General features: G+C 57.1%; 18 protein-coding genes. 12 read left to right on the top strand and 6 right to left on the bottom strand.

The annotated features are described in order from the left end of the window. Positions 1–35 precede the first annotated feature (35 nt). The 7 genes from abgT to BEI65_RS10800 all read left to right on the top strand — a co-directional run bounded on the left by abgT (position 36) and on the right by BEI65_RS10800 (position 9,056). Positions 36–1,562, top strand: coding sequence for a p-aminobenzoyl-glutamate transporter (gene abgT, locus BEI65_RS10830; RefSeq protein WP_099063328.1), 1,527 nt, complete (start codon positions 36–38; stop codon positions 1,560–1,562). A gap of 164 nt (positions 1,563–1,726) precedes the next feature. Continuing rightward, positions 1,727–2,656 (top strand): aminoimidazole riboside kinase, encoded by a 930-nt coding sequence (locus tag BEI65_RS10825; RefSeq protein WP_099063327.1) that lies wholly within the window; start codon positions 1,727–1,729, stop codon positions 2,654–2,656. Between the two features lie 230 nt (positions 2,657–2,886). Further along, positions 2,887–4,296, top strand: coding sequence for a carbohydrate porin (locus BEI65_RS10820; protein WP_099063326.1), 1,410 nt, complete (start codon positions 2,887–2,889; stop codon positions 4,294–4,296). Between the two features lie 65 nt (positions 4,297–4,361). Next, on the top strand, positions 4,362–5,732 hold the full coding sequence (locus BEI65_RS10815) for a sucrose-specific PTS transporter subunit IIBC (RefSeq protein WP_099063325.1): 1,371 nt from the start codon (positions 4,362–4,364) through the stop codon (positions 5,730–5,732). Then, on the top strand, positions 5,732–7,141 hold the full coding sequence (locus BEI65_RS10810; protein ID WP_099063324.1) for a sucrose-6-phosphate hydrolase: 1,410 nt from the start codon (positions 5,732–5,734) through the stop codon (positions 7,139–7,141). The genes BEI65_RS10815 and BEI65_RS10810 overlap by 1 nt, the downstream gene beginning before the upstream one ends. Positions 7,142–7,162: 21 nt before the next feature. Continuing rightward, positions 7,163–8,206, top strand: a complete 1,044-nt coding sequence (locus BEI65_RS10805) for a LacI family DNA-binding transcriptional regulator (RefSeq protein WP_099063323.1) — start codon at positions 7,163–7,165, stop codon at positions 8,204–8,206. A 31-nt stretch (positions 8,207–8,237) separates the two neighbouring features. Beyond that, on the top strand, positions 8,238–9,056 hold the full coding sequence (locus BEI65_RS10800; RefSeq protein ID WP_099063322.1) for a shikimate 5-dehydrogenase: 819 nt from the start codon (positions 8,238–8,240) through the stop codon (positions 9,054–9,056). Between the two features lie 48 nt (positions 9,057–9,104). Here BEI65_RS10800 and BEI65_RS10795 read toward each other — a convergent pair whose 3' ends face one another. From BEI65_RS10795 to exbB, 4 genes are all read right to left on the bottom strand, one after another. Next, positions 9,105–9,398: a type II toxin-antitoxin system RelE/ParE family toxin gene (locus tag BEI65_RS10795; protein ID WP_099063321.1), complete on the bottom strand. Its 294-nt coding sequence runs from the start codon at positions 9,396–9,398 to the stop codon at positions 9,105–9,107. Beyond that, entirely contained in the window at positions 9,398–9,658 is a 261-nt protein-coding gene (locus BEI65_RS10790; protein WP_099063320.1) for a type II toxin-antitoxin system ParD family antitoxin, read from the bottom strand. Before BEI65_RS10790 ends, BEI65_RS10795 begins: the two co-directional genes overlap by 1 nt. A gap of 137 nt (positions 9,659–9,795) precedes the next feature. Further along, positions 9,796–10,218: a TonB system transport protein ExbD gene (gene exbD, locus BEI65_RS10785; protein ID WP_085119216.1), complete on the bottom strand. Its 423-nt coding sequence runs from the start codon at positions 10,216–10,218 to the stop codon at positions 9,796–9,798. Between the two features lie 3 nt (positions 10,219–10,221). After that, positions 10,222–11,193, bottom strand: a complete 972-nt coding sequence (exbB, locus tag BEI65_RS10780; RefSeq protein ID WP_099063319.1) for a tol-pal system-associated acyl-CoA thioesterase — start codon at positions 11,191–11,193, stop codon at positions 10,222–10,224. A gap of 457 nt (positions 11,194–11,650) precedes the next feature. Between exbB and metC the strand changes: the two genes are divergently transcribed. Next, entirely contained in the window at positions 11,651–12,847 is a 1,197-nt protein-coding gene (gene metC / locus BEI65_RS10775) for a cystathionine beta-lyase (RefSeq protein WP_099063318.1), read from the top strand. Between the two features lie 152 nt (positions 12,848–12,999). Continuing rightward, positions 13,000–13,662: a DedA family protein gene (locus BEI65_RS10770; protein WP_099063317.1), complete on the top strand. Its 663-nt coding sequence runs from the start codon at positions 13,000–13,002 to the stop codon at positions 13,660–13,662. A gap of 26 nt (positions 13,663–13,688) precedes the next feature. On the opposite strand, the gene BEI65_RS10765 is transcribed toward BEI65_RS10770, so the two are convergent. Then, positions 13,689–14,609: a LysR family transcriptional regulator gene (locus BEI65_RS10765; protein WP_099063316.1), complete on the bottom strand. Its 921-nt coding sequence runs from the start codon at positions 14,607–14,609 to the stop codon at positions 13,689–13,691. Positions 14,610–14,716: 107 nt separating this feature from the next. Between BEI65_RS10765 and BEI65_RS10760 the strand changes: the two genes are divergently transcribed. Beyond that, positions 14,717–15,745, top strand: a complete 1,029-nt coding sequence (locus tag BEI65_RS10760; protein WP_099063315.1) for an NAD(P)-dependent alcohol dehydrogenase — start codon at positions 14,717–14,719, stop codon at positions 15,743–15,745. A 21-nt stretch (positions 15,746–15,766) separates the two neighbouring features. Here BEI65_RS10760 and BEI65_RS10755 read toward each other — a convergent pair whose 3' ends face one another. Next, positions 15,767–16,684, bottom strand: a complete 918-nt coding sequence (locus BEI65_RS10755; protein ID WP_099063314.1) for an AraC family transcriptional regulator — start codon at positions 16,682–16,684, stop codon at positions 15,767–15,769. 192 nt (positions 16,685–16,876) lie between these two features. On the opposite strand from BEI65_RS10755, the gene yqhD reads away from it, so the two are divergent. Then, a complete protein-coding gene (gene yqhD / locus BEI65_RS10750) occupies positions 16,877–18,040 on the top strand; it encodes an alcohol dehydrogenase (protein WP_099063313.1) in 1,164 nt (387 codons plus the stop codon). Between the two features lie 340 nt (positions 18,041–18,380). Continuing rightward, positions 18,381–19,205 (top strand): 2,5-didehydrogluconate reductase DkgA, encoded by an 825-nt coding sequence (dkgA, locus tag BEI65_RS10745; RefSeq protein ID WP_085119226.1) that lies wholly within the window; start codon positions 18,381–18,383, stop codon positions 19,203–19,205. Positions 19,206–19,340 lie beyond the last annotated feature (135 nt).

Below are 19,340 nucleotides of genomic sequence, written 5' to 3'. Positions count from 1 at the left end.
ATAAACACAACAGGACAAACACAGAGGGTAAGACAATGAGTGAGGTCACAACGTCAGCCGATAAAAGCCCTGGTCGCGTTTTTTACTGGGTAGAACGCATCGGGAATAAAATCCCCAATCCATTTTTGCTGTTCGTCTATTTAATCGTTGTTTTAATGCTGGCCACCGCGCTGTTCTCCTGGCTCGGCGTGGCGGTAAAAAGCCCGGCCACCGGCGAGTTGATCAAGGTGAATAACCTGATGAGCGTGGCGGGCATGCAGTGGATCTTCCCGAATATCATTCATAACTTCAGCAGTTTTGCTCCGCTGGGCGCGATTTTGGCGCTGGTGATCGGCGCCGGACTGGCTGAGAAGGTTGGGCTGCTGCAGGCGTTGATGTACAAGATGGCCTCACGCGTTAGCGCCCGCTATGCCAGCTACCTGGTACTGTTTATCGCCTTTTTCAGTCATATTTCTTCCGACGCCGCACTGGTAGTGATGCCGCCGCTCGGTGCGCTGATGTTTCTGGCGGTGGGCCGCAACCCGATAGCCGGGCTGCTGGCCGCTATCGCCGGGGTTGCCTCCGGTTTTACCGCCAACCTGCTGATCGTCACCACCGACGTACTGCTTTCCGGCATCAGTACCGAGGCCACCAAGGCAGTGGACGCCGCCGTTCACGTCAGCGTGATCGACAACTGGTACTTTATGGCCACCTCGGTGGTGGTACTGACCATCACCGGTGCACTGCTGACCGATAAGTTTATCGAACCTCGCCTGCCAAAATGGCAGGGCAGCGCCGAGGACAAAATTGAGGCGCTGACCCCACTGCAAAATCGTGGACTGATGATGAGCGGCATTGCCGCACTGGTGTTTATCGCGATTATCGCCGCCCTGGTGGTGCCGGAGGCCGCTCCGCTGCGCGATCCAAAAACCGGCTCGGTGATCCCATCGCCGTTTATTAAAGGCATTGTGCCGATCATCATCCTGTTCTTCTTCACCGTCGGCATTACCTACGGCGTGGTCACCAAACAGATCCGGCGACCGGATGATATCCCCCACCACCTGATAGAACCGATGAAAAGCATGGCCGGCTTTATCGTTATGGTGTTCCCGCTGTCGCAGTTCGTGGCGTTCTTTAACTGGAGCAACATGGGCAAGTTTATGGCCATCGGCCTGACCGATATGCTTGAGGCCGCCGGCATGAGCGGCGCTCCGGCGTTTCTGGGTCTGATGTTCCTCTCTGCCTTCCTGTGCATGTTTATCGCCAGCGGCTCTGCCATCTGGTCGATTCTGGCGCCGATCTTTGTGCCGATGTTTATGCTGCTGGGCTTCCATCCGGCGTTCGCCCAGATGATTTTCCGCATCGCCGACTCTTCGGTGCTGCCGCTGGCGCCGATGTCACCCTTCCTGCCGTTGTTCCTCGGCTTCCTGCAGCGTTACCGCAAAGATGCCCAGCTCGGCACCTATTACGTGCTGATCCTGCCGTATCCGTTGGTGTTCTTTGCCGTGTGGATTTTGCTGTTGCTGGCGTGGTACGCACTCGGCCTGCCGATTGGCCCAGGCGTCTATCCGAAGATGGGGTAAGTCTGCTGAACCCGCTCTGAGTAACGCCGGAGCGGGTATTCCTTTCTGTATTTTGCTCTCCTTTCTCCCCTCTATTCACCGCTCAACAGATTATTATATTGCTTTGCTAAACCGGTTCTTCTATTTTAGCTCGTCATCTGAGACCGCTGAAAACAGGATTGAACATGGCTAATCGAGTATGGGTATTGGGTGACGCAGTTGTCGATCTGGTTCCTGAAAATTCAAACAGTTACCTTAAGTGTCCCGGTGGTGCGCCCGCCAATGTGGCGGTCGGCATCGCCCGTCTGGGTGGCGACAGCGCTTTTATCGGTCGGGTAGGCAAGGACAGCTTCGGGGCCTTCCTGCAGCGGGTATTGAGCGAAGAGCAAGTAGACATCGACCACCTGTCACAGGACCCCGAGTACCACACCTCCACCGTGGTGGTAGACCTCGATCTGATGGGGGAACGCTCTTTTACCTTCATGGTGAACCCGAGTGCCGATCTGTTCCTGCAACCTGAGGATCTGCCTGATTTCAAAGCGGATGAGTGGCTGCACGTCTGCTCTATCGCCCTGTCACAGGAACCGAGCCGCAGCACCACCTTCACCGCAATGGAGAACATCAAAGCGGCCGGTGGCTGGGTCAGCTTTGACCCCAACATTCGGGAAGACGTCTGGCGCCAGCCGGAAGCGCTGCGCCCCTGCCTGCAAAAAGCGCTGCTGCTGGCGGACGTGGTGAAAATTTCGCTGGAAGAACTGAGTTTTATCAGCAATATCGGTGAGTTAGAGAGCGGCATCGATTGGATGATGCAGCGCTACCCGCTGCGTTTGTTGCTGGTGACATTGGGTGGCGACGGCGTCTGCGTACATGACGGCAAGCAGATCCGACATTTCCGCGCCCCTTCAATCACCCCGGTCGATACCACCGGGGCGGGCGACGCCTTTGTCGCCGGTTTGTTGGCCGCGCTGGCTCATCTCGGCGCTTTGCCGCAGGAAGCTCAGTGGCCTGCGGTGATCGCCCAAGCCCAGGCCTGCGGTGCACTGGCCACCACCGCCAAAGGTGCGATGACCGCCCTGCCGCATGCCGACGAGTTGCAGGACTTCCTGCAGCGCTAACCGGATAAGTGTGAATTCTGACCCAATGCCATCGCTTAAGAGATTGGCATTGGGTGCCAGTCTCATCCCTGGCATCTCCAGTCGGTATTTTGCGGGCTCGATCACAATAGCTGAATCGGGTTAGCAAACTTGATTGCCAGCCACCGTTCAACTCACTATCTTTCATCCTGAAAAACCGGTTTAGCAATTTAGCAAAAAATAATAACAACCTTCCCGGATGATAGAAAATCATGAAAAAACTTAGCTATCTGGCCATCACTACAGGGCTCCTTATCTCCACCTCTGCGGCGGCGTCAGGCGCCAATACCAGTATCGAAGCGCGTCTGAATGCGCTGGAACAACGACTGCAACAGGCCGAACAACGTGCGACTCAGGCTGAGACGCGTGCCACGGTGGCGGAACGCCGGGCACAACAGCTAGAACAGCGCACTGCCAACACCGAGCGACAAACCGTACAGGTGGCCCAGCGCACCGCGACGCTGGAAACCCACGCCGCACCGGCCGGCAAACTGCAACTCACCGGATTAACCGACCTGAAACTGTATGGCGACGTCGAGTTCAACCTGGACGGCGCCAGCCGCAGCGGCCAGCTCACCTCACTGAAAAGCAGCGACAACAAGGACTGGAAGCCCGGTAACAAAGAGCGTTGGGATATCAACGGCCGTATTCTGGTCGGTGTGGACGGCTACCGCCGCAATCCGGACGGCAATTTCTCCGGCTTCAGCGTGCAACCGCTGGCCGACATGACCGGAAAAATGAACCTCGACGATGCCGCCTTCTTCTTCGGTAACGAAAAGAACTGGCAGACCAAGATTGGCCGGTTTGAAGCCTACGACATGTTCCCGCTCAATCAGGACACCTTCATCCAGTATTCCGGCAATACCGCCAACGATCTGTATGCCGATGGCTTCGGCTATATCTACATGATGAAAGAAGGCCGTGGCCGTAGCAGCAGCGGCGGCAACCTGATGCTGAGCAAGTACGCCGGTGACTTCTACTTCGAGCTGAATACGCTGGTGGAAGACGGCACCTCACTGTTCCAGGAGGAGGCCTACCACGGCAACAGCCTGGATAATAAGAAAAATGTCGCCTACCTGCGGCCGGTGATCGCCTGGAAAAAAGACCAGCTCAGCGCGGCGGTCGCGATGGAAAGCAACGTGGTCAACAATGCTTATGGCTATCACGACAGCCAGGGGCAATTTGTCGACCAGTCCAAACGTAACGGCTACGGCATGACCCTCAGTTGGAACAACACCGCCGCCAATCCGGACAACGGCGTGGTCGCCAACCTGAGCAGCGCCTACCTGGACGCCTCGGGTGAGCAGGACTTTACCGCCGGCATCAACGTCCTGTGGCGCCGCTTTGAAGTGGGTTATATCTACGCCCACAACAATATCCAAGAGTTCAACACCACTGGGATGAGTGCCGATATCAGCAACCCGCTCAGCGAGCCGGGCAAATATGACATTCATACCATTCATACTTCGTACCAAATACCAAACATCATGAATATGAAGAACTTCAATCTGTATCTTGGCGCCTACGTCTCAATGCTGGAGGCCAACGCCGAGAACAAGATAGCCAACGCCAGCGACGATCAGCGCTACGGCGTGCGTGCCAGATTCAAGTACTTCTTCTGACGCTAATTAGTTGATTTCCGCCGCGAAACACTGCGGCGGCATTTTTATTTATAAAGGGAGTGAACATGGACATTACCGCAACCGCTAACGCGCTGTTGCCGCTGCTCGGCGGCAAAGAAAACATTGCCAGCGCCGCCCACTGTGCCACGCGTCTGCGCCTGGTGCTGCTGGATGACAGCAAGGTGGACAAGGTGGCAATCGGCAAGCTGGAGGGCGTGAAAGGCTGCTTCAGCAATGCCGGGCAAATCCAGGTAATTTTCGGCACCGGGCTGGTCAACAAGGTGCACGCAGAATTTATCAAGGCGGCCGGAGTCAACGAATCCAGCAAGTCCGAGGCCGCCGACATCGCGGCGAAGAAACTCAATCCGCTGCAACGTATTGCCCGCCTGCTGTCGAACATCTTTGTGCCGATCATCCCGGCTATCGTCGCTTCCGGCCTGTTGATGGGCCTGCTCGGCATGGTAAAAACCTACGGCTGGGCCGATGCCAACAGCGCCGTGTTTGTGATGCTGGATATGTTCAGCTCGGCGGCATTCATTATTTTACCGATCCTGATCGGCTTCACCGCCGCACGTGAGTTCGGCGGTAACCCCTATCTGGGCGCCACGCTCGGCGGCATCCTGACCCATCCAGCGCTGACCAATGCCTGGGGCGTCGCCAGCGGTTTCCACACCATGGATTTCTTTGGGCTGGAGATCGCCATGATCGGCTATCAGGGCACGGTGTTCCCGGTGCTGCTGACCGTGTGGTTTATGAGCGTGCTGGAAAAACAGCTGCGCAAAGTGATCCCCAACTCGCTGGATCTGATCCTGACCCCCTTCCTGACGGTCGTGATCTCCGGCTTCGTCGCCATGCTGTTTATCGGCCCAGCTGGCCGCGCGCTGGGTGACGGTATCTCACTGGTGCTCAGCACGTTGATCGCTCACGCCGGTTGGTTTGCCGGCTTGCTGTTCGGCGGGCTGTATTCCGCCATCGTCATCACCGGTATCCACCATAGCTTCCACGCCGTCGAGGCCGGGCTGCTCGGCAACCCGAATATCGGCGTTAACTTCCTGCTGCCGATCTGGTCGATGGCCAATATCGCTCAGGGCGGTGCCTGTCTGGCGGTGTATTTCAAAACCCGCGACGCCAAGATCAAAGCCATTGCGGTACCCTCGGCCTTTTCCGCCATGCTCGGCATTACCGAAGCGGCATTGTTCGGCATCAACCTGCGCTTTGTGAAACCCTTCCTGGCGGCATTGGTGGGCGGCGCACTCGGGGGAGCCTGGGTGGTGGCCAATCATGTTGGCATGAATGCGGTCGGGCTGACGGCTATCCCAGGGATGGCGATTGTGCAGGCCAGCTCGCTGGTCAGCTATATCATTGGTCTGGTGATCGCCTTTGGCAGCGCCTTTATTCTCTCGTTGCTGCTGAAATACAAAACGGACAGTGAATAATGGAAGAACTGCAATTAATGAAACAGGCCGTTCAGGCGTTGATGAGCGGCATGCCACAGGCGCTGCGCGATCCGCACCGGCCGGCGTGGCACCTGGCGCCCAGCGTCGGGTTGCTCAACGATCCCAATGGCTTTATTCAGCATAACGGCGTCTACCACCTGTTCTATCAGTGGAACCCGCTGGGTTGCGATCACCGCAACAAATGTTGGGGCCATTGGCAGTCGACGGATCTGGTCAACTGGCAGCATCAGCCGGTAGCCCTGGTACCGGGTGCCTGTTACGACAGCCACGGCTGTTACTCCGGCTCGGCGGTGGTGGCGGACGGCAAAATCATGCTGGCGTATACCGGCAACGTCAAATACCCCGACGGCTCCCGCACCGCCTACCAGTGTCTGGCGCAAGAAAATGCGCAAGGCGGCTATGACAAGCTCGGCCCGGTATTGCCGCTGCCACCGGGCTATAGCGGCCACGTGCGCGATCCAAAGGTTTGGCGTCATCAGGACCAGTGGTACATGGTGCTCGGCGCTCGTGACCTGCAAGACTGCGGCAAAGTGCTGCTGCTGCGCTCCGCCGATTTGCGCAACTGGCAGTTGCTGGGTGAGATTGCCGGTTCACGGCTGAACGGCATCGGTGATTTCGGCTATATGTGGGAGTGCCCGGACCTGTTTACGCTGGACGACGCCGAAGTGCTGATCTGCTGTCCACAAGGGCTGGCGGCGCAGGCCGAACGTTATCTCAACGTTTATCAGGCGGGCTATCTGACCGGCAAGCTGGATTATCAACAGGCCAGGTTCGAACATGGGGCCTTCCACGAGCTGGATCTCGGGTTCGAATTCTATGCGCCGCAAACCACCCTGGCCGAAGACGGTCGCCGGCTGTTGGTTGGCTGGATGGGCGTGCCGGAGCAAGACGAGGATTGTCACCCGACGTTGCAATACGGCTGGATCCACATCCTGACCTGCCCACGCGAATTGTCGCTGCATAATGGCAAGCTTTACCAACAACCGGCGCGCGAACTGCAACGGCTGCGGGATGAAGGCCGCCAATGGCAGGGCATCGCCGATGCTGCCCCTGTCTGGCCGGTTGACAGCGCGGAACTGCTGCTGACCCCCACGGGGGCATTTAGCGCTGACTTTGGCGGGGCAATGACGCTGGTCTGGGATGGTAACTTGCTGCAGTTGACGCGTAATAACCTGCGTAGCGGGCAGCCGGAGCACCGCTACTGGCGGGGTAACCTCAACCAACTGCAACTGCTGTTTGACCGTTCCAGCGTGGAGATTTTTATCAACCATGGCGAAGCAGTGATGAGCGCGCGCTACTTCCCTGGCCCGCAACCTCTGCTGCACCTGAGTGGTGAAGCTCGGCTGGCGCTCGAGCACTGGTCGCTGACGCCATGCATGCTAGAATGACGCATCCTTCGATGAATTCAGATGCCGTCAGTGAAAAAAAATAAACGCATAACCATCAGTGATATTGCCGCACTGGCTGGCGTGTCGAAATCGACCGCCAGCCTGGTGCTTAACGGCCGCAGCAAGGAATACCGGGTCTCCGACGACACCCGCGATCGTATCCTGGCGCTGGCCGGCGAGCACCACTACCAGCCCAGCTTCCACGCCCGTTCGCTGCGTTCTTCCCGCAGCCATACCCTGGGGCTGGTGGTGCCGGAAATGACCAACTACGGTTTTGCGGTAATTTCACGCGAGCTGGAAACCCTGTGCCGCGAGGCCGGTTTGCAGTTATTAATCGCCTGCACCGATGAAAACCCGGCGCAGGAAATGATGGCGGTAAACAGCCTGGTGCAGCGCCAGGTCGATGGCCTGATTGTCGCCTCCAGCCAGCTCAACGATGCGGAATACCAAAAGATTAATGCCAGTCTGCCGGTAGTGCAGATGGACCGGCTGATCATCGGCTCCGATCTGCCGCTGGTGATCACCGATTCACTGACCTCAACCGCCACACTGGTGGAAAACGTCGCACGCCAGCATCCGGACGAATTCTATTTCCTTGGTGGGCAACCTCGTATCTCACCGACGCGCGATCGTCTGGCCGGTTTCCAGCTCGGTCTTGAACGCGCCGGGGTGGTCTGTAAACCGGAATGGATCATCAACGGTAATTATCACCCCAGTTCCGGCTACGAGATGTTCGCCCAACTCTGTGCACAATTGGGCCGCCCGCCCAAGGCGCTGTTTACCGCCGCCTGCGGCCTGCTGGAAGGGGTACTGCGCTACCTGAATCAGCACCAGTTGATGGAAAGCGACCTGCATCTGTGCAGCTTTGACGATCACTACCTGTTCGACGGCCTGACGTTAAAAATCGACACCGTGGCGCAGGACTGCCGCGCCCTGGCCCAACACAGTTTCGACATGGTCAGCGCGCTGATTGACGAGCGGCCATTAGAGCAGAACGCGCTATACCTGCCGGGCAGCATCCACTGGCGTCACGCCGGTTCGAAGGCGTTGCTCGGTCAGCCTTAAGCTTTTCTTTTTCCCGGTTAAGGAGCTCCTCATGAGCCGTGAGATTAATAAAGATACCCAGCTGTGCATGTCACTGGCCGGTCGCCCAGGTAACTTTGGCACCCGTTTCCACAACTATCTGTACCAGGAACTGGATCTGAACTTTATCTACAAGGCCTTCACCACCCAGGATATTCAGGCGGCGGTGGGCGGCGTGCGTGCGCTGGGCATTCGTGGCTGCGCGGTATCGATGCCGTTCAAAGAGAGCTGCATTCCTTTCCTCGACGAATTGGATGCTTCCGCCACGGCAATTGAGTCGGTCAATACTATCGTCAATGATGAAGGTTTCCTGCGGGCTTACAACACCGATTATATCGCCATTGCCAAACTGCTGGCGCAGCATCAGATCCCGGTGGAAACCTCCTTCGCCCTGCGCGGCAGCGGCGGTATGGCGAAAGCGGTCACCGCCGCGCTGCGTGATGCCGGTTTCAAAAATGGCCATATCATCGCCCGTAACCCGCAGGCCGGTCAGGCGCTGGCAAAGGCCTATGGTTATCAGTGGCTGGCAGAGGTCGGTGATTTAAGCGTGGATATGGTAATTAACGTCACGCCAATCGGCATGGCCGGAGGGGCAGAAGCGGAGCAGTTGGCCTTTGCCTCCGCGACGATTGATGCGGCGAAAATCGTCTTTGACGTGGTGGCGTTACCGGCGGAAACCCCGCTGATTCGCTACGGGCGTGAGCATGGCAAACGGGCGATTACCGGCGCGGAAGTGATTGCGCTGCAGGCGCTGGAACAGTTTGTGCTCTATACAGGCGTGCGCCCTACCGATGAGCAGATCGCCCGCGCTGCGGCACATGCCCGCGGCTGAATGATGCTGAACGTTGGGGGCTAAGCAGATGAGCCTGCCCTTAACGTTCTAACGATAAGCCAGCAACCGTAAAATATTTCTCGCCCCGTGGAATACACGTTCGATCCTGACATTGCGTTGTATCGCAGTGAAAACAATAAGGTATTTACCATAGGTGCTAATCCTGACACCTGGACCAAGTTCAGGACGCTTTTGATAGGCTTCCGGTGACTCACCGATACGCTGGCATTGGTTGTATAGCTCAGAAATAAAACTCAGAGCACGGCTCGGATTATCTTGCGCAATATAATCGCCAATATTTTCAATATCACATACCGCTGCCGGCGATATTGTTAGCCCCATTAGTCACTTCCGTTATCTACCATCCGTTGGTATTTAGTCCGCAAACGCGTAAATGCCTCCTCCGCCGGGACTCCCTCACCACTTTCTATTCCCTGTGCAATAGCCACTCGCAGTTGTTCGATTTTCATCGCCCGTTCATGTTCTTCGAGCAGGCGCAGACCCGCCCGTATTACTTCGCTGACGTTGCCGTAACGCCCGCTGTCAATTTGCTCATGAACGAACTTCTCAAAATGAGGGCTTAAAGCAATGCTGGTTGGCATAGCCGACTCCGGAAAGTAGTGTTAATTACTATCTATTAGTATTTTCATTTGCCGAGGGCACGTCAAGCGTTTGTACGAAATTCAGGCAATAAAAAAGGGCGCCTGAGCGCCCTTCTTACTCTTGGTGATGTCAGCCGCTATTTGGCGGTGCCTTCCATCCCCACCAGCCCTACTTTCAGGTAACCGGCTTTACGCAGCGTATCCATCACGCTCATCAGCGTCTCGTAGTCCACGGTCTTGTCCGCCTGGAAGAAGATGGTGGTCTCTTTGTTGGCCTGAGTCCGCTGATCCAGCACCGACGTCAGTTGATCGGCGCTGACCGCCTGTTCGCCAACGTACAGCTGCTTGTCCGCTTTTACCGACAGGAACACCGGTTTTTCCGGGCGCGGCTGCGGTTTGGCAGAAGAAGCTGGGAGATCGACACGGATATCTACCGTTGCCAGCGGCGCGGCCACCATAAAGATAATCAACAGCACCAGCATGACGTCGATAAATGGCGTCACGTTGATTTCATGCAGTTCGCCGCTGTCGTCCAGATCTTCATTTAAGCGCATCGCCATAACTCACCCCACCCGCAGTTGGTGTGAATGTTGTGAACGTTTGGCTTCCGCGGTGGCGGCCAGATCCAAATCGCGGCCCAGCAGCAGCAGAACCTGCGCCGCTACGTCGCCAACCTGAGCACGATGACCGCTGATCACACGGGCGAAGATGTTATAAATCACCACCGCCGGGATCGCAGCAACCAGCCCCAGTGCGGTTGCCAGCAGCGCTTCTGCGATGCCGGGCGCAACCACCGCCAGGTTGGTGGTCTGCGAATGGGCGATGCCGATGAAGCTGTTCATGATGCCCCAAACGGTACCGAACAGGCCGACAAACGGCGAGATGGCCCCGATGGTGGCCAGGAAACCATTGCCACGGCCCATGTTACGGCTGTAGCCCGCGACGCGACGCTCCAGACGGAAACCGGTACGTTCCTTGATGCCGTTGTTGTCGTTAGACTCCGCCGACAGCTCCAGTTCGTTCTGCGCATCGTTCAGCAAGACGGAACTGATGCTTTCATCCGAGAAGTTCTGTGCCAGCTCGGAGGCTTCATCCAGCGAGCGGACATTGGCCAGCGCCAGCTGTTCGCGGCGCAGACGGCGCTTGGCGCGGAACAGTTCGCTGCCTTTGGAAAACAGGATGGTCCAGGTGACGATAGACGCCAGCACCAGGCCGATCATCACGATTTTCACCACGATGTCCGCATGCTGGTACATGCCCCAGACGGACAGATCCATTCCGCGGGTTTCCGGCGGCTGGATGGTCGGCTGTGGGTTCACCGGGGTGATACTTTCCGGGGCGGTTGCGGCAGGCGCAGAGGCCGCAGCAACGCTTTGAGTCACGGCCGGATTAGTCGCCGGAGCTGCCTGTGCGCTACCGGCCAGGCCCACCACCAATACCATTGAAGCGATCAGACCGCGGCCGAATGCCTGGCCCCATTGCGCCCGGCCCTGACCGAACGATCCTTGATTTAAATTCTTGCCAGCCGTTTTCACGCTGTGCCTCCACCCGTTACCGATCAAATTTGAGGAATAATTCAGCGTGCGATCATATCAAACCAATCAGGGATTGATAGTAGTTCTCATTATTATTTACCAAATAATCGGGAAAATTACGCTTCTGCCCCCGCAAAATGACCAGGGCAACCCAATCGCGGCCTGTTCGGGCCTATAAGCCCATTTTATAAGGTTTTTCGTCACTTTTACCCCACAGAGATGTAACAAAATCAGGGTTTTTATCGCATTTTGTCGTCACATCGCGGGTTTGCCGATAAACCCACTTGGTTATCGCCGACAGGCAGAAGGATGGCGTGCTGAAGCGACGTCGGACAGAGGATTCCCCCCGCTTTTATATTTGGCAGTTAAAACGTCTGGATGGCTATCATATGTCATGCTAACGTAAGGGCTATCGCAAATACCCCGTGAAGACCAAGCCAAAGGTGAGCCCGCTCCTATGACGTCAAAAAACATCGAAACTACCCTGATCGGCGCAGGACGCAGCAAGCGCTATACCCAGGGTTCCGTCAATCCCGTCACCCAACGCGCTTCTTCACTGGTCTTTGATTCCGTGGCAGCCAAAAAGCACGCCACCGCCAAGCGGGCCCATGGCGAACTGTTTTACGGGCGGCGCGGCACCCTGACCCACTTCGCGTTGCAGGATGCGATGGTGGAGCTGGAAGGCGGTGCCGGCTGTGTGCTTTATCCTTGCGGCGCGGCTGCGGTCTCCAACGCCATCCTGTCGTTTGTCAGCGCCGGCGATCATCTGCTGATGACCGGTTCGGTCTATGAGCCCACGCAGGATTTTTGCACCCATATCCTGAACCGTATGAACGTGGCGACCACCTATTACGACCCGCTGATCGGCGCCGATATCGCCAGGCTTATTCAACCCAATACCCGCGTGGTGTTCCTTGAGTCACCCGGCTCGATCACCATGGAAGTTCAGGATATCCCGGCCATGGTGCAGGCCATTCGTGCCGTGGCACCGGAAGTGGTGGTCATGATCGATAATACCTGGGCGGCCGGAGTGCTGTTCAAGGCGCTGGATTTCGACATCGATATTTCGATTCAGGCCGGTACCAAATACATTATCGGCCATTCCGATTACATGCTCGGCACCGCCGTAGCCAACTCACGCTGTTGGGATCAACTGCGCGAATACTCTTATTTGATGGGCCAGATGGTAGACGCCGATACCGCCTATATGGCCAGCCGCGGCCTGCGTACGCTGGGCGTCCGCCTGAAGCAGCACCAGCAGAGCAGTATCGAAGTCGCTAACTGGCTGGCCACACGGCCGGAGGTGGCGGTAGTCAATCACCCTGAGCTACCAAGTTGCAAGGGCCACGAGTTTTACCGCCGTGATTTCAGCGGCTGCAACGGCCTGTTCTCTTTCGTGTTGAAACAGCGTCTGAGTGACGCGCAGTTGGCCGAGTATCTGGACAACTTCAGCCACTTCAGCATGGCCTATTCCTGGGGTGGCTATGAGTCGCTGATCCTGGCTAACCAGCCGGAGGAGCTGGAAGCGATCCGCCCGGCGGGGGGTGTCGACTTCTCGGGTACCCTGGTGCGCCTGCATATCGGTCTGGAGAACGTGCAGGATTTGATCGCCGACCTCGCCGCCGGATTCGACCGTCTCGCCAACGCGCACTGACAGATTACCTGTTGCAGCGCAACTTTATTCGCCTCGTTTAATGTGTGCTTAAGCTAATAGCGGTACACTAGGCGGGTAACTGTCAGATACGGTCAACACCGCATCCTGGAGAATTTGGCTCCAGGCGCAACCGGCATGCAACAGGATATATAATGGATGTATTACGAGAGATTGTTCATGCGCTTTGGCAGCAGGACTTCATTGCCCTTGCCGATCCAAGCGTAATTTGGGTGGTTTATGCAGTACTTTTCACCACTCTATTTTTAGAAAATGGGTTACTGCCAGCCTCCTTCTTACCCGGCGACAGCCTGCTGCTGTTATCCGGCGCACTGATCGCCAAAGGCGTGATGGCCTTTGTGCCAACGCTGATCATTTTGACCGTCGCCGCCAGTCTTGGTTGCTGGCTGAGCTACCTGCAGGGGCGCTGGCTGGGTCACACCAATCTGGTCAAAGGCTGGCTGCTGCAATTGCCCGCCCAGTATCATCAACGCGCACACAATCTGTTTAACCGCCATGGCCTGATGGCACTGGTGATAGGCCGTTTTCTGGGCTTTGTCCGTACCCTGCTGCCGACCATGGCCGGCATCTCCGGTTTGAACAGTACCCGTTTCCAGCTATTCAACTGGCTGAGTGCCGTGGTTTGGGTCGGCTCAGTGGTCGGGCTTGGCTACGCTTTCAGCCAGATCCCACTGGTAAAACGCTACGAAAGCCAGGTGATGACCGGGCTGATGATCCTGCCGTTGCTGCTGCTGCTGGTTGGTCTGCTGGGCGCCATGTTGGTTATCTGGCGCAAAAAACGCGCCGCCTCTTCCTGAGGCATTAAAGGGCGGCAGTCGTCGCCCTACAGCGCTTTTTCAACCTGTGCCAGGCTGGGGGGCAACTTGCTCACCAGCGTATCCACCGCCAACCGTACCTTCAACGGCAAATGTGGCGTTTGCGGCCACACTGCGTGAGCCTCAAATGACATGCCGGGCCGATCGCGCATCAGCCTGACCAATTCCCCTTTCAACAGCGATTCCCGCACCAGCCAGCAAGGCAGCCAGGAGATGCCAAACCCGGTCACCGTGGCATCCGCCATCGCCTGCAGGTCATCCATCTGCAGCCGCTTGTTCGGCATCACTTCCTGTACTTTGCCGCCGCTATCCGGGATCAGCCAATTGCGCACCACACCGGCGCGCATGTAGGTCACCGCATCATGTTGAGTCAGCTGTTCGAGGCTTTTCGGCTCACCATGCTGCTGCAGGTATTCCGGCGCGGCGCACAATGTCATGCGGTGGTCGCCAATGCTGCGCGCCACCAGCCCGCTGCTGCTGGCCAACGTCCCGTTGCGGATCGCCAAATCAAAACCGTCCTCAATCAAATCCACGATGCGATCGTTAAATGACAACTCCAGCTCCAACCCGGGGTGCTCACGCGCCAGACCGGTTAACAAGGGTGCAATGCACATGCGGCCGAACAGCACCGGCATCGATACCCTCAACCTGCCGCTGACCTGCTGCTTGCCCGACTCCAGCAAGGTTTCTGCGCTGCGGATCTCCTCCAGCGCCCGCAGGCAGCGTTCGTAGAACAGCGCGCCATCGTCGGTCAGGCTCTGACTGCGGGTGGTGCGATGGAACAGGCGCACGGCCAACCGCTGCTCCAGCCGGGCGATGGTTTTGCCCACCGCCGAACGCGAAAGGTGCAGCCGGCTGGCGGCCAGCGCGAAACTACCCGCCTCTACGGCGGTGACAAACACCGAAATCCCCTTCAAGCGATCGGTCATGTTTTGTAGCCCTGAGAGAAACAATCAAAGGAAATCTTATCGCCACTGGCGAAGATGAATCAACGATATTATCCAGAATCTGTTTACCGCTGACTTTGGAGTCAATCATGACCAAAACCATGCAACGCTGGACCATGGACGCCCTGGGGCGTCAGCACCTGCAACTGAACCAAAGCGCCATTCCACAACCGGGGCCACATGAGATCAGGGTAAAAGTGAATGCGATATCGCTTAATTACCGCGATAAGTTGGTGATCGAGACCGGTATGGGGTTGGAATTGCCACAACCCTTTATCCCCGCCTCCGACATGGCTGGGGAAGTCGACGCTATCGGTACCGGTGTCAGCCGCTTTCACCCCGGCGAGAGAGTGATCTCCACCTTCAGCCCCGGCTGGATCGACGGTCGGGAAAAACCACACGGCAATGCACGCACCCCACCTTACCGCACGCTGGGCGGTTTTTATCAGGGCACGCTGGCGGAATACGTGGTGTTGCATGAGGACTGGTTGGTCGCGGCACCCGCCTCGCTGGACGACGCGCAGGCCAGTACCCTGCCATGCGCCGGTCTGACCGCCTGGTTCGCACTGGTGGAACAGGGAAAACTGCACGCCGGTCAATCGGTGTTGGTACAGGGCACCGGCGGCGTGGCACTGTTTGCACTGCAGATCGCCAAGCTACAGGGCGCAGAAGTTTACGTGACCTCCAGCAGCGACGAAAAATTGGCGCGTACCAAGGCGTTGGGCGCGGACCATGGCATCAACCGCCTGAAGGGTGACTGGGTGGAGGAGGTGTATCGGTTGACAGGGGATCGCGGTATTGACCACGTGGTCGACACCGTTGGCGGCCCTAACCTCGGCAACTCAGTTCGCGCCGTCGCGGTTCAGGGACGGATCTCGGTGATCGGTGCGCTGGAGGGCTTCGAAGTCTCGGCCCCTGCCGGACCGTTGCTGCTGAAATCACCGGTGATCCAGGGGATTGGCGTCGGCCACCGCCGCGCACTGGAAGATCTGGTGCGCGCGGTAGATACCAATGGTTTGCAACCGGTGATTGATCAGCGCTATCGCTTTGACCAACTGCAGCAGGCTCTCGATCATCTCGATCGCGGGGCATTTGGCAAAATTGTACTGACGCGCTGAATTGCCGCCCCGGCTGCGGGATTAGCCCTCCATCATTAGTGGAGGATTGTCACGCAGTCGGGCCACTTCGTCGCTTGGCGTCACGCCGAAGAAGCGTTTGAATTCACGACTGAACTGCGAAGCGCTCTCATAACCGACGCGGATTGCCGCGGTGCTGGCTTTCAGACCGTCGTGGACCATCAGCAAACGCGCCTTATGCAACCGATAGGATTTCACATACTGCAATGGCGAGGTGTTGGTCACCGCCTTAAAGTTATGGTGAAACGCCGAAATGCTCATATTCACTTCACCCGCCAACTGCTCAACGTTGAGGCTGTCGGCATACTGGTTTTCGATGCGTCGCAGCGCCTTGGCGATTTGGCTGAAGTGGGTATGGCGATTAACCAGTTCCTGCAATGACGTCCCGCAGCTGCCCCGCAACACGTGGTACAAAATTTCGCGCACAATCTGCGGCCCCAGCACCCGCGCATCAAGCGGCTTGGCCATCACGTCCAGCAGGCGTTCGGTGGCGCACAGCAGCTCTTCCGACAGCTCGGCCAAATTGACCCCGCTACTCTCTTGGCGTGGTTTCATCAGGTAGTCGTCATCGCCGATGTCGATCAACAGATCCTGCAGCATCTGGCTATCGATATTCACCGACAGCCCCACCAGCGGCAGCTCGGGGCTGGCAAAGGTTTCGCATTCAAACGGCAGCGGTACCGTCATCAGCAGGTAGTTGCGCGGATCATACTGAAACACCCGGTTGCCGCAGTAGCCTACCTTGTGTCCCTGGAAAATGATCACCACCCCCGGCTCGTACATCACCGGCTGACGCGGACAGTGACGGTCAACATAGAGGATTTTCACCAGGGGGACTGGCGAGGGGGTATAACCGTTACTCTCGGCAAAACAGGCCGCCTGGCGCGCCATGCGGCTGCGCAGTTCATCGATTTCACTCATGGAAACACCCTCTTACACTAAGAACAATTCGGCATAAATAATAGTTTAAAACTCTTCTTTTCTACAACGCTTTGTAGAAATAGGCAAGACTCGGGCAGGAATGTGCATTGTGCTGATGGACCAAGTTACTGACAATACACCTCAGATATTTTGCGCCGCCGGCGCTTGCCTTATGCAGAAGAGAAATTACCCATGCAAAACTTTATTCTTCATACCCCAACCAAAATCCTGTTCGGCCAAGACCAAATCGCCGGTCTGGCACAGCAGATCCCTGCCGACGCACGCATTCTGATCACCTACGGTGGCGGCAGCGTGAAGAAAAACGGCGTGCTGGATCAGGTTTATTCCGCACTGGCCGGTCGCAACGTGCAGGAGTTCTCCGGTATCGAGCCTAACCCAACCTACGAAACGCTGATGAAAGCGGTCGAGGTTGTCCGTGCAGAGAACATTGATTTCCTGCTGGCCGTCGGTGGCGGTTCAGTGGTTGATGGCACCAAGTTCATCGCCGCAGCGGCCCACTATCAGGCGGATAGCGATCCATGGCACATCCTGAAAACCGTCGGCAGCGAAATCAAAGGCGCCGTGCCGATGGGTTGTGTACTGACCCTGCCGGCCACCGGTTCTGAATCCAACAGCGGCGCGGTGATCACCCGTAAAAGCAGCGGCGACAAACAGCATTTCTTCTCGCCATTCGTTCAGCCACTGTTCGCCGTGCTGGATCCGGTAGTGACTTACTCGCTGCCGGCACGTCAGATCGCCAACGGCGTGGTCGATGCCTTTGTTCACACCATTGAGCAGTACCTGACCTATCCGGTCGATGCCAAGGTGCAGGACCGCTTTGCCGAAGGCCTGCTGCTGACGTTGCTGGAAGATGGCCCGCGTGCGCTGGCCGAACCGGAAAACTATGCGGTACGCGCCAACGTGATGTGGAGCGCCACCATGGCGTTGAACGGCCTGATCGGTGCCGGTGTGCCGCAGGACTGGGCAACCCATATGCTGGGCCACGAGTTGACCGCCATGCACGGTCTGGATCATGCCCAAACGCTGGCGATCGTCCTGCCAGCACTGCTGAACGAGAAAAAAGCACAGAAACGCGAAAAACTGCTGCAGTACGCCGAGCGCGTCTGGGGTCTGCGTGATGGCAGCGAAGACAGCCGCATTGACGGTGCTATTGCCGCCACCCGCGCCTTCTTCGAGCAAATGGGCGTTCCAACCCGTATGGCCGATTACCAGCTCGACGGCAGCTCGATCCCGGCACTGCTTGATAAGCTGCATCAGCACGGTATGACCGCACTGGGCGAGCATCAGGACATCACCCTGGAAGTCAGCCAACGCATTTATGAAGCGGCACGTTAATCGCAAATCTGCCATTTCCTGCTAGGCTTTAGTTTCTGTTTGTCTTTTCTATTCCTGCGCCCAACCGATCACCGGGCGCAGTCTCAAGCACTATTCCGATATCGTTGAAATTTGCTTAGCGAACTCAGCACTACCCCAGTTTGCCAACTAGAATCTACTGACATAACCTAAATAATTCGAGTTGCAGGAAGGCGGCAAGAGCGTGAATCCCGATGAGCTTACTCGAGGTAAGTGATTCGGGTAAGCGCTCGCAGCCAACACACCTGCAGCTTGAAGTATGACGGGTATAGCCGTTCCTGGTGCATGCAGCACCGGGCAATCCGTTGACAAGGAGATACGCATGACAACGCAACAACCCATCATCAAACTCCACGATGGTAATCTGATGCCGCAGTTGGGTCTCGGCGTTTGGCAGGCGAGTATTCCAGATACCACTCAGGCGGTGATTAAAGCGCTGGAAGTGGGTTATCGTTCGATCGATACCGCCGCGATCTACAAGAACGAGGAAGGCGTCGGTGCCGCGCTGCAATCTGCCTCGGTGCCGCGCGATGAGCTGTTTATCACCACCAAGCTGTGGAACGACGATCAGGGCGACCCACAGGCGGCCCTGGAAACCAGTCTGGAAAAACTCAAGCTGGACTACGTCGATCTGTATCTTATCCACTGGCCGAAACCGCAGCAGGATCAATACGTGGACGCCTGGCGCGGGCTGATTAAGCTGCGCGAACAGGGGCTGGTCAAGAGTATCGGGGTCTGCAATTTCCACACCCCGCATTTGCAGCGCCTGCTGGATGAAACCAATGTCGCACCGGTGATTAACCAGATTGAGCTGCATCCGTTACTGCAACAGCGCCAGTTGCGCGCCTGGAACGCGACGCACCACATCGCTACCGAATCCTGGAGCCCACTGGCACAGGGCGGTGAAGGGGTATTCGATCAGCCGCTGATCAAACACCTGGCGGAAAAATACGAGAAAACCCCGGCGCAAATCGTGGTGCGTTGGCATCTGGACAGCGGCCTGATCGTGATCCCGAAATCGATCACGCCTTCACGCATTCGTGAAAACTTTGAGGTGTTTGATTTCAAACTGGATAAGGACGAACTGAACGATATCGCCAAACTGGATATCGGCAACCGTCTGGGGCCGGATCCCGACTCACTGTAGTGTTACCCAGCCCTGTTGTTTAATGGTAGGGGCGCTGCATGCCGCGCCCGATAGCATAATCAAGGGGTTAAATCGGGTCGAACATGTTCGACCCCTACAGGTTTAGCTCTTACCAGCCCTCTCCTCTGGAGAGGG

Origin of the sequence: Serratia sp. BW106, assembly GCF_002607755.1 — a bacterium.
In the GTDB taxonomy this organism is placed as follows: Bacteria; Pseudomonadota; Gammaproteobacteria; order Enterobacterales; family Enterobacteriaceae; genus Serratia; species Serratia proteamaculans.
This window is presented reverse-complemented; position numbering and strand designations above follow the sequence as displayed.

Excerpts from the sequence above, each read along its gene's own strand:
- abgT (WP_099063328.1), top strand. The coding sequence starts at position 36 with ATGAGTGAGGTCACAACGTCAGCCGATAAAAGCCCTGGTCGCGTTTTT.
- BEI65_RS10825 (WP_099063327.1), top strand. The coding sequence starts at position 1,727 with ATGGCTAATCGAGTATGGGTATTGGGTGACGCAGTTGTCGATCTGGTT.
- BEI65_RS10820 (WP_099063326.1), top strand. The coding sequence starts at position 2,887 with ATGAAAAAACTTAGCTATCTGGCCATCACTACAGGGCTCCTTATCTCC.
- BEI65_RS10815 (WP_099063325.1), top strand. The coding sequence starts at position 4,362 with ATGGACATTACCGCAACCGCTAACGCGCTGTTGCCGCTGCTCGGCGGC.
- BEI65_RS10810 (WP_099063324.1), top strand. The coding sequence starts at position 5,732 with ATGGAAGAACTGCAATTAATGAAACAGGCCGTTCAGGCGTTGATGAGC.
- BEI65_RS10805 (WP_099063323.1), top strand. The coding sequence starts at position 7,163 with ATGCCGTCAGTGAAAAAAAATAAACGCATAACCATCAGTGATATTGCC.
- BEI65_RS10800 (WP_099063322.1), top strand. The coding sequence starts at position 8,238 with ATGAGCCGTGAGATTAATAAAGATACCCAGCTGTGCATGTCACTGGCC.
- BEI65_RS10795 (WP_099063321.1), bottom strand. The coding sequence starts at position 9,398 with ATGGGGCTAACAATATCGCCGGCAGCGGTATGTGATATTGAAAATATT.
- BEI65_RS10790 (WP_099063320.1), bottom strand. The coding sequence starts at position 9,658 with ATGCCAACCAGCATTGCTTTAAGCCCTCATTTTGAGAAGTTCGTTCAT.
- exbD (WP_085119216.1), bottom strand. The coding sequence starts at position 10,218 with ATGGCGATGCGCTTAAATGAAGATCTGGACGACAGCGGCGAACTGCAT.
- metC (WP_099063318.1), top strand. The coding sequence starts at position 11,651 with ATGACGTCAAAAAACATCGAAACTACCCTGATCGGCGCAGGACGCAGC.
- BEI65_RS10770 (WP_099063317.1), top strand. The coding sequence starts at position 13,000 with ATGGATGTATTACGAGAGATTGTTCATGCGCTTTGGCAGCAGGACTTC.
- BEI65_RS10765 (WP_099063316.1), bottom strand. The coding sequence starts at position 14,609 with ATGACCGATCGCTTGAAGGGGATTTCGGTGTTTGTCACCGCCGTAGAG.
- BEI65_RS10760 (WP_099063315.1), top strand. The coding sequence starts at position 14,717 with ATGACCAAAACCATGCAACGCTGGACCATGGACGCCCTGGGGCGTCAG.
- BEI65_RS10755 (WP_099063314.1), bottom strand. The coding sequence starts at position 16,684 with ATGAGTGAAATCGATGAACTGCGCAGCCGCATGGCGCGCCAGGCGGCC.
- yqhD (WP_099063313.1), top strand. The coding sequence starts at position 16,877 with ATGCAAAACTTTATTCTTCATACCCCAACCAAAATCCTGTTCGGCCAA.
- dkgA (WP_085119226.1), top strand. The coding sequence starts at position 18,381 with ATGACAACGCAACAACCCATCATCAAACTCCACGATGGTAATCTGATG.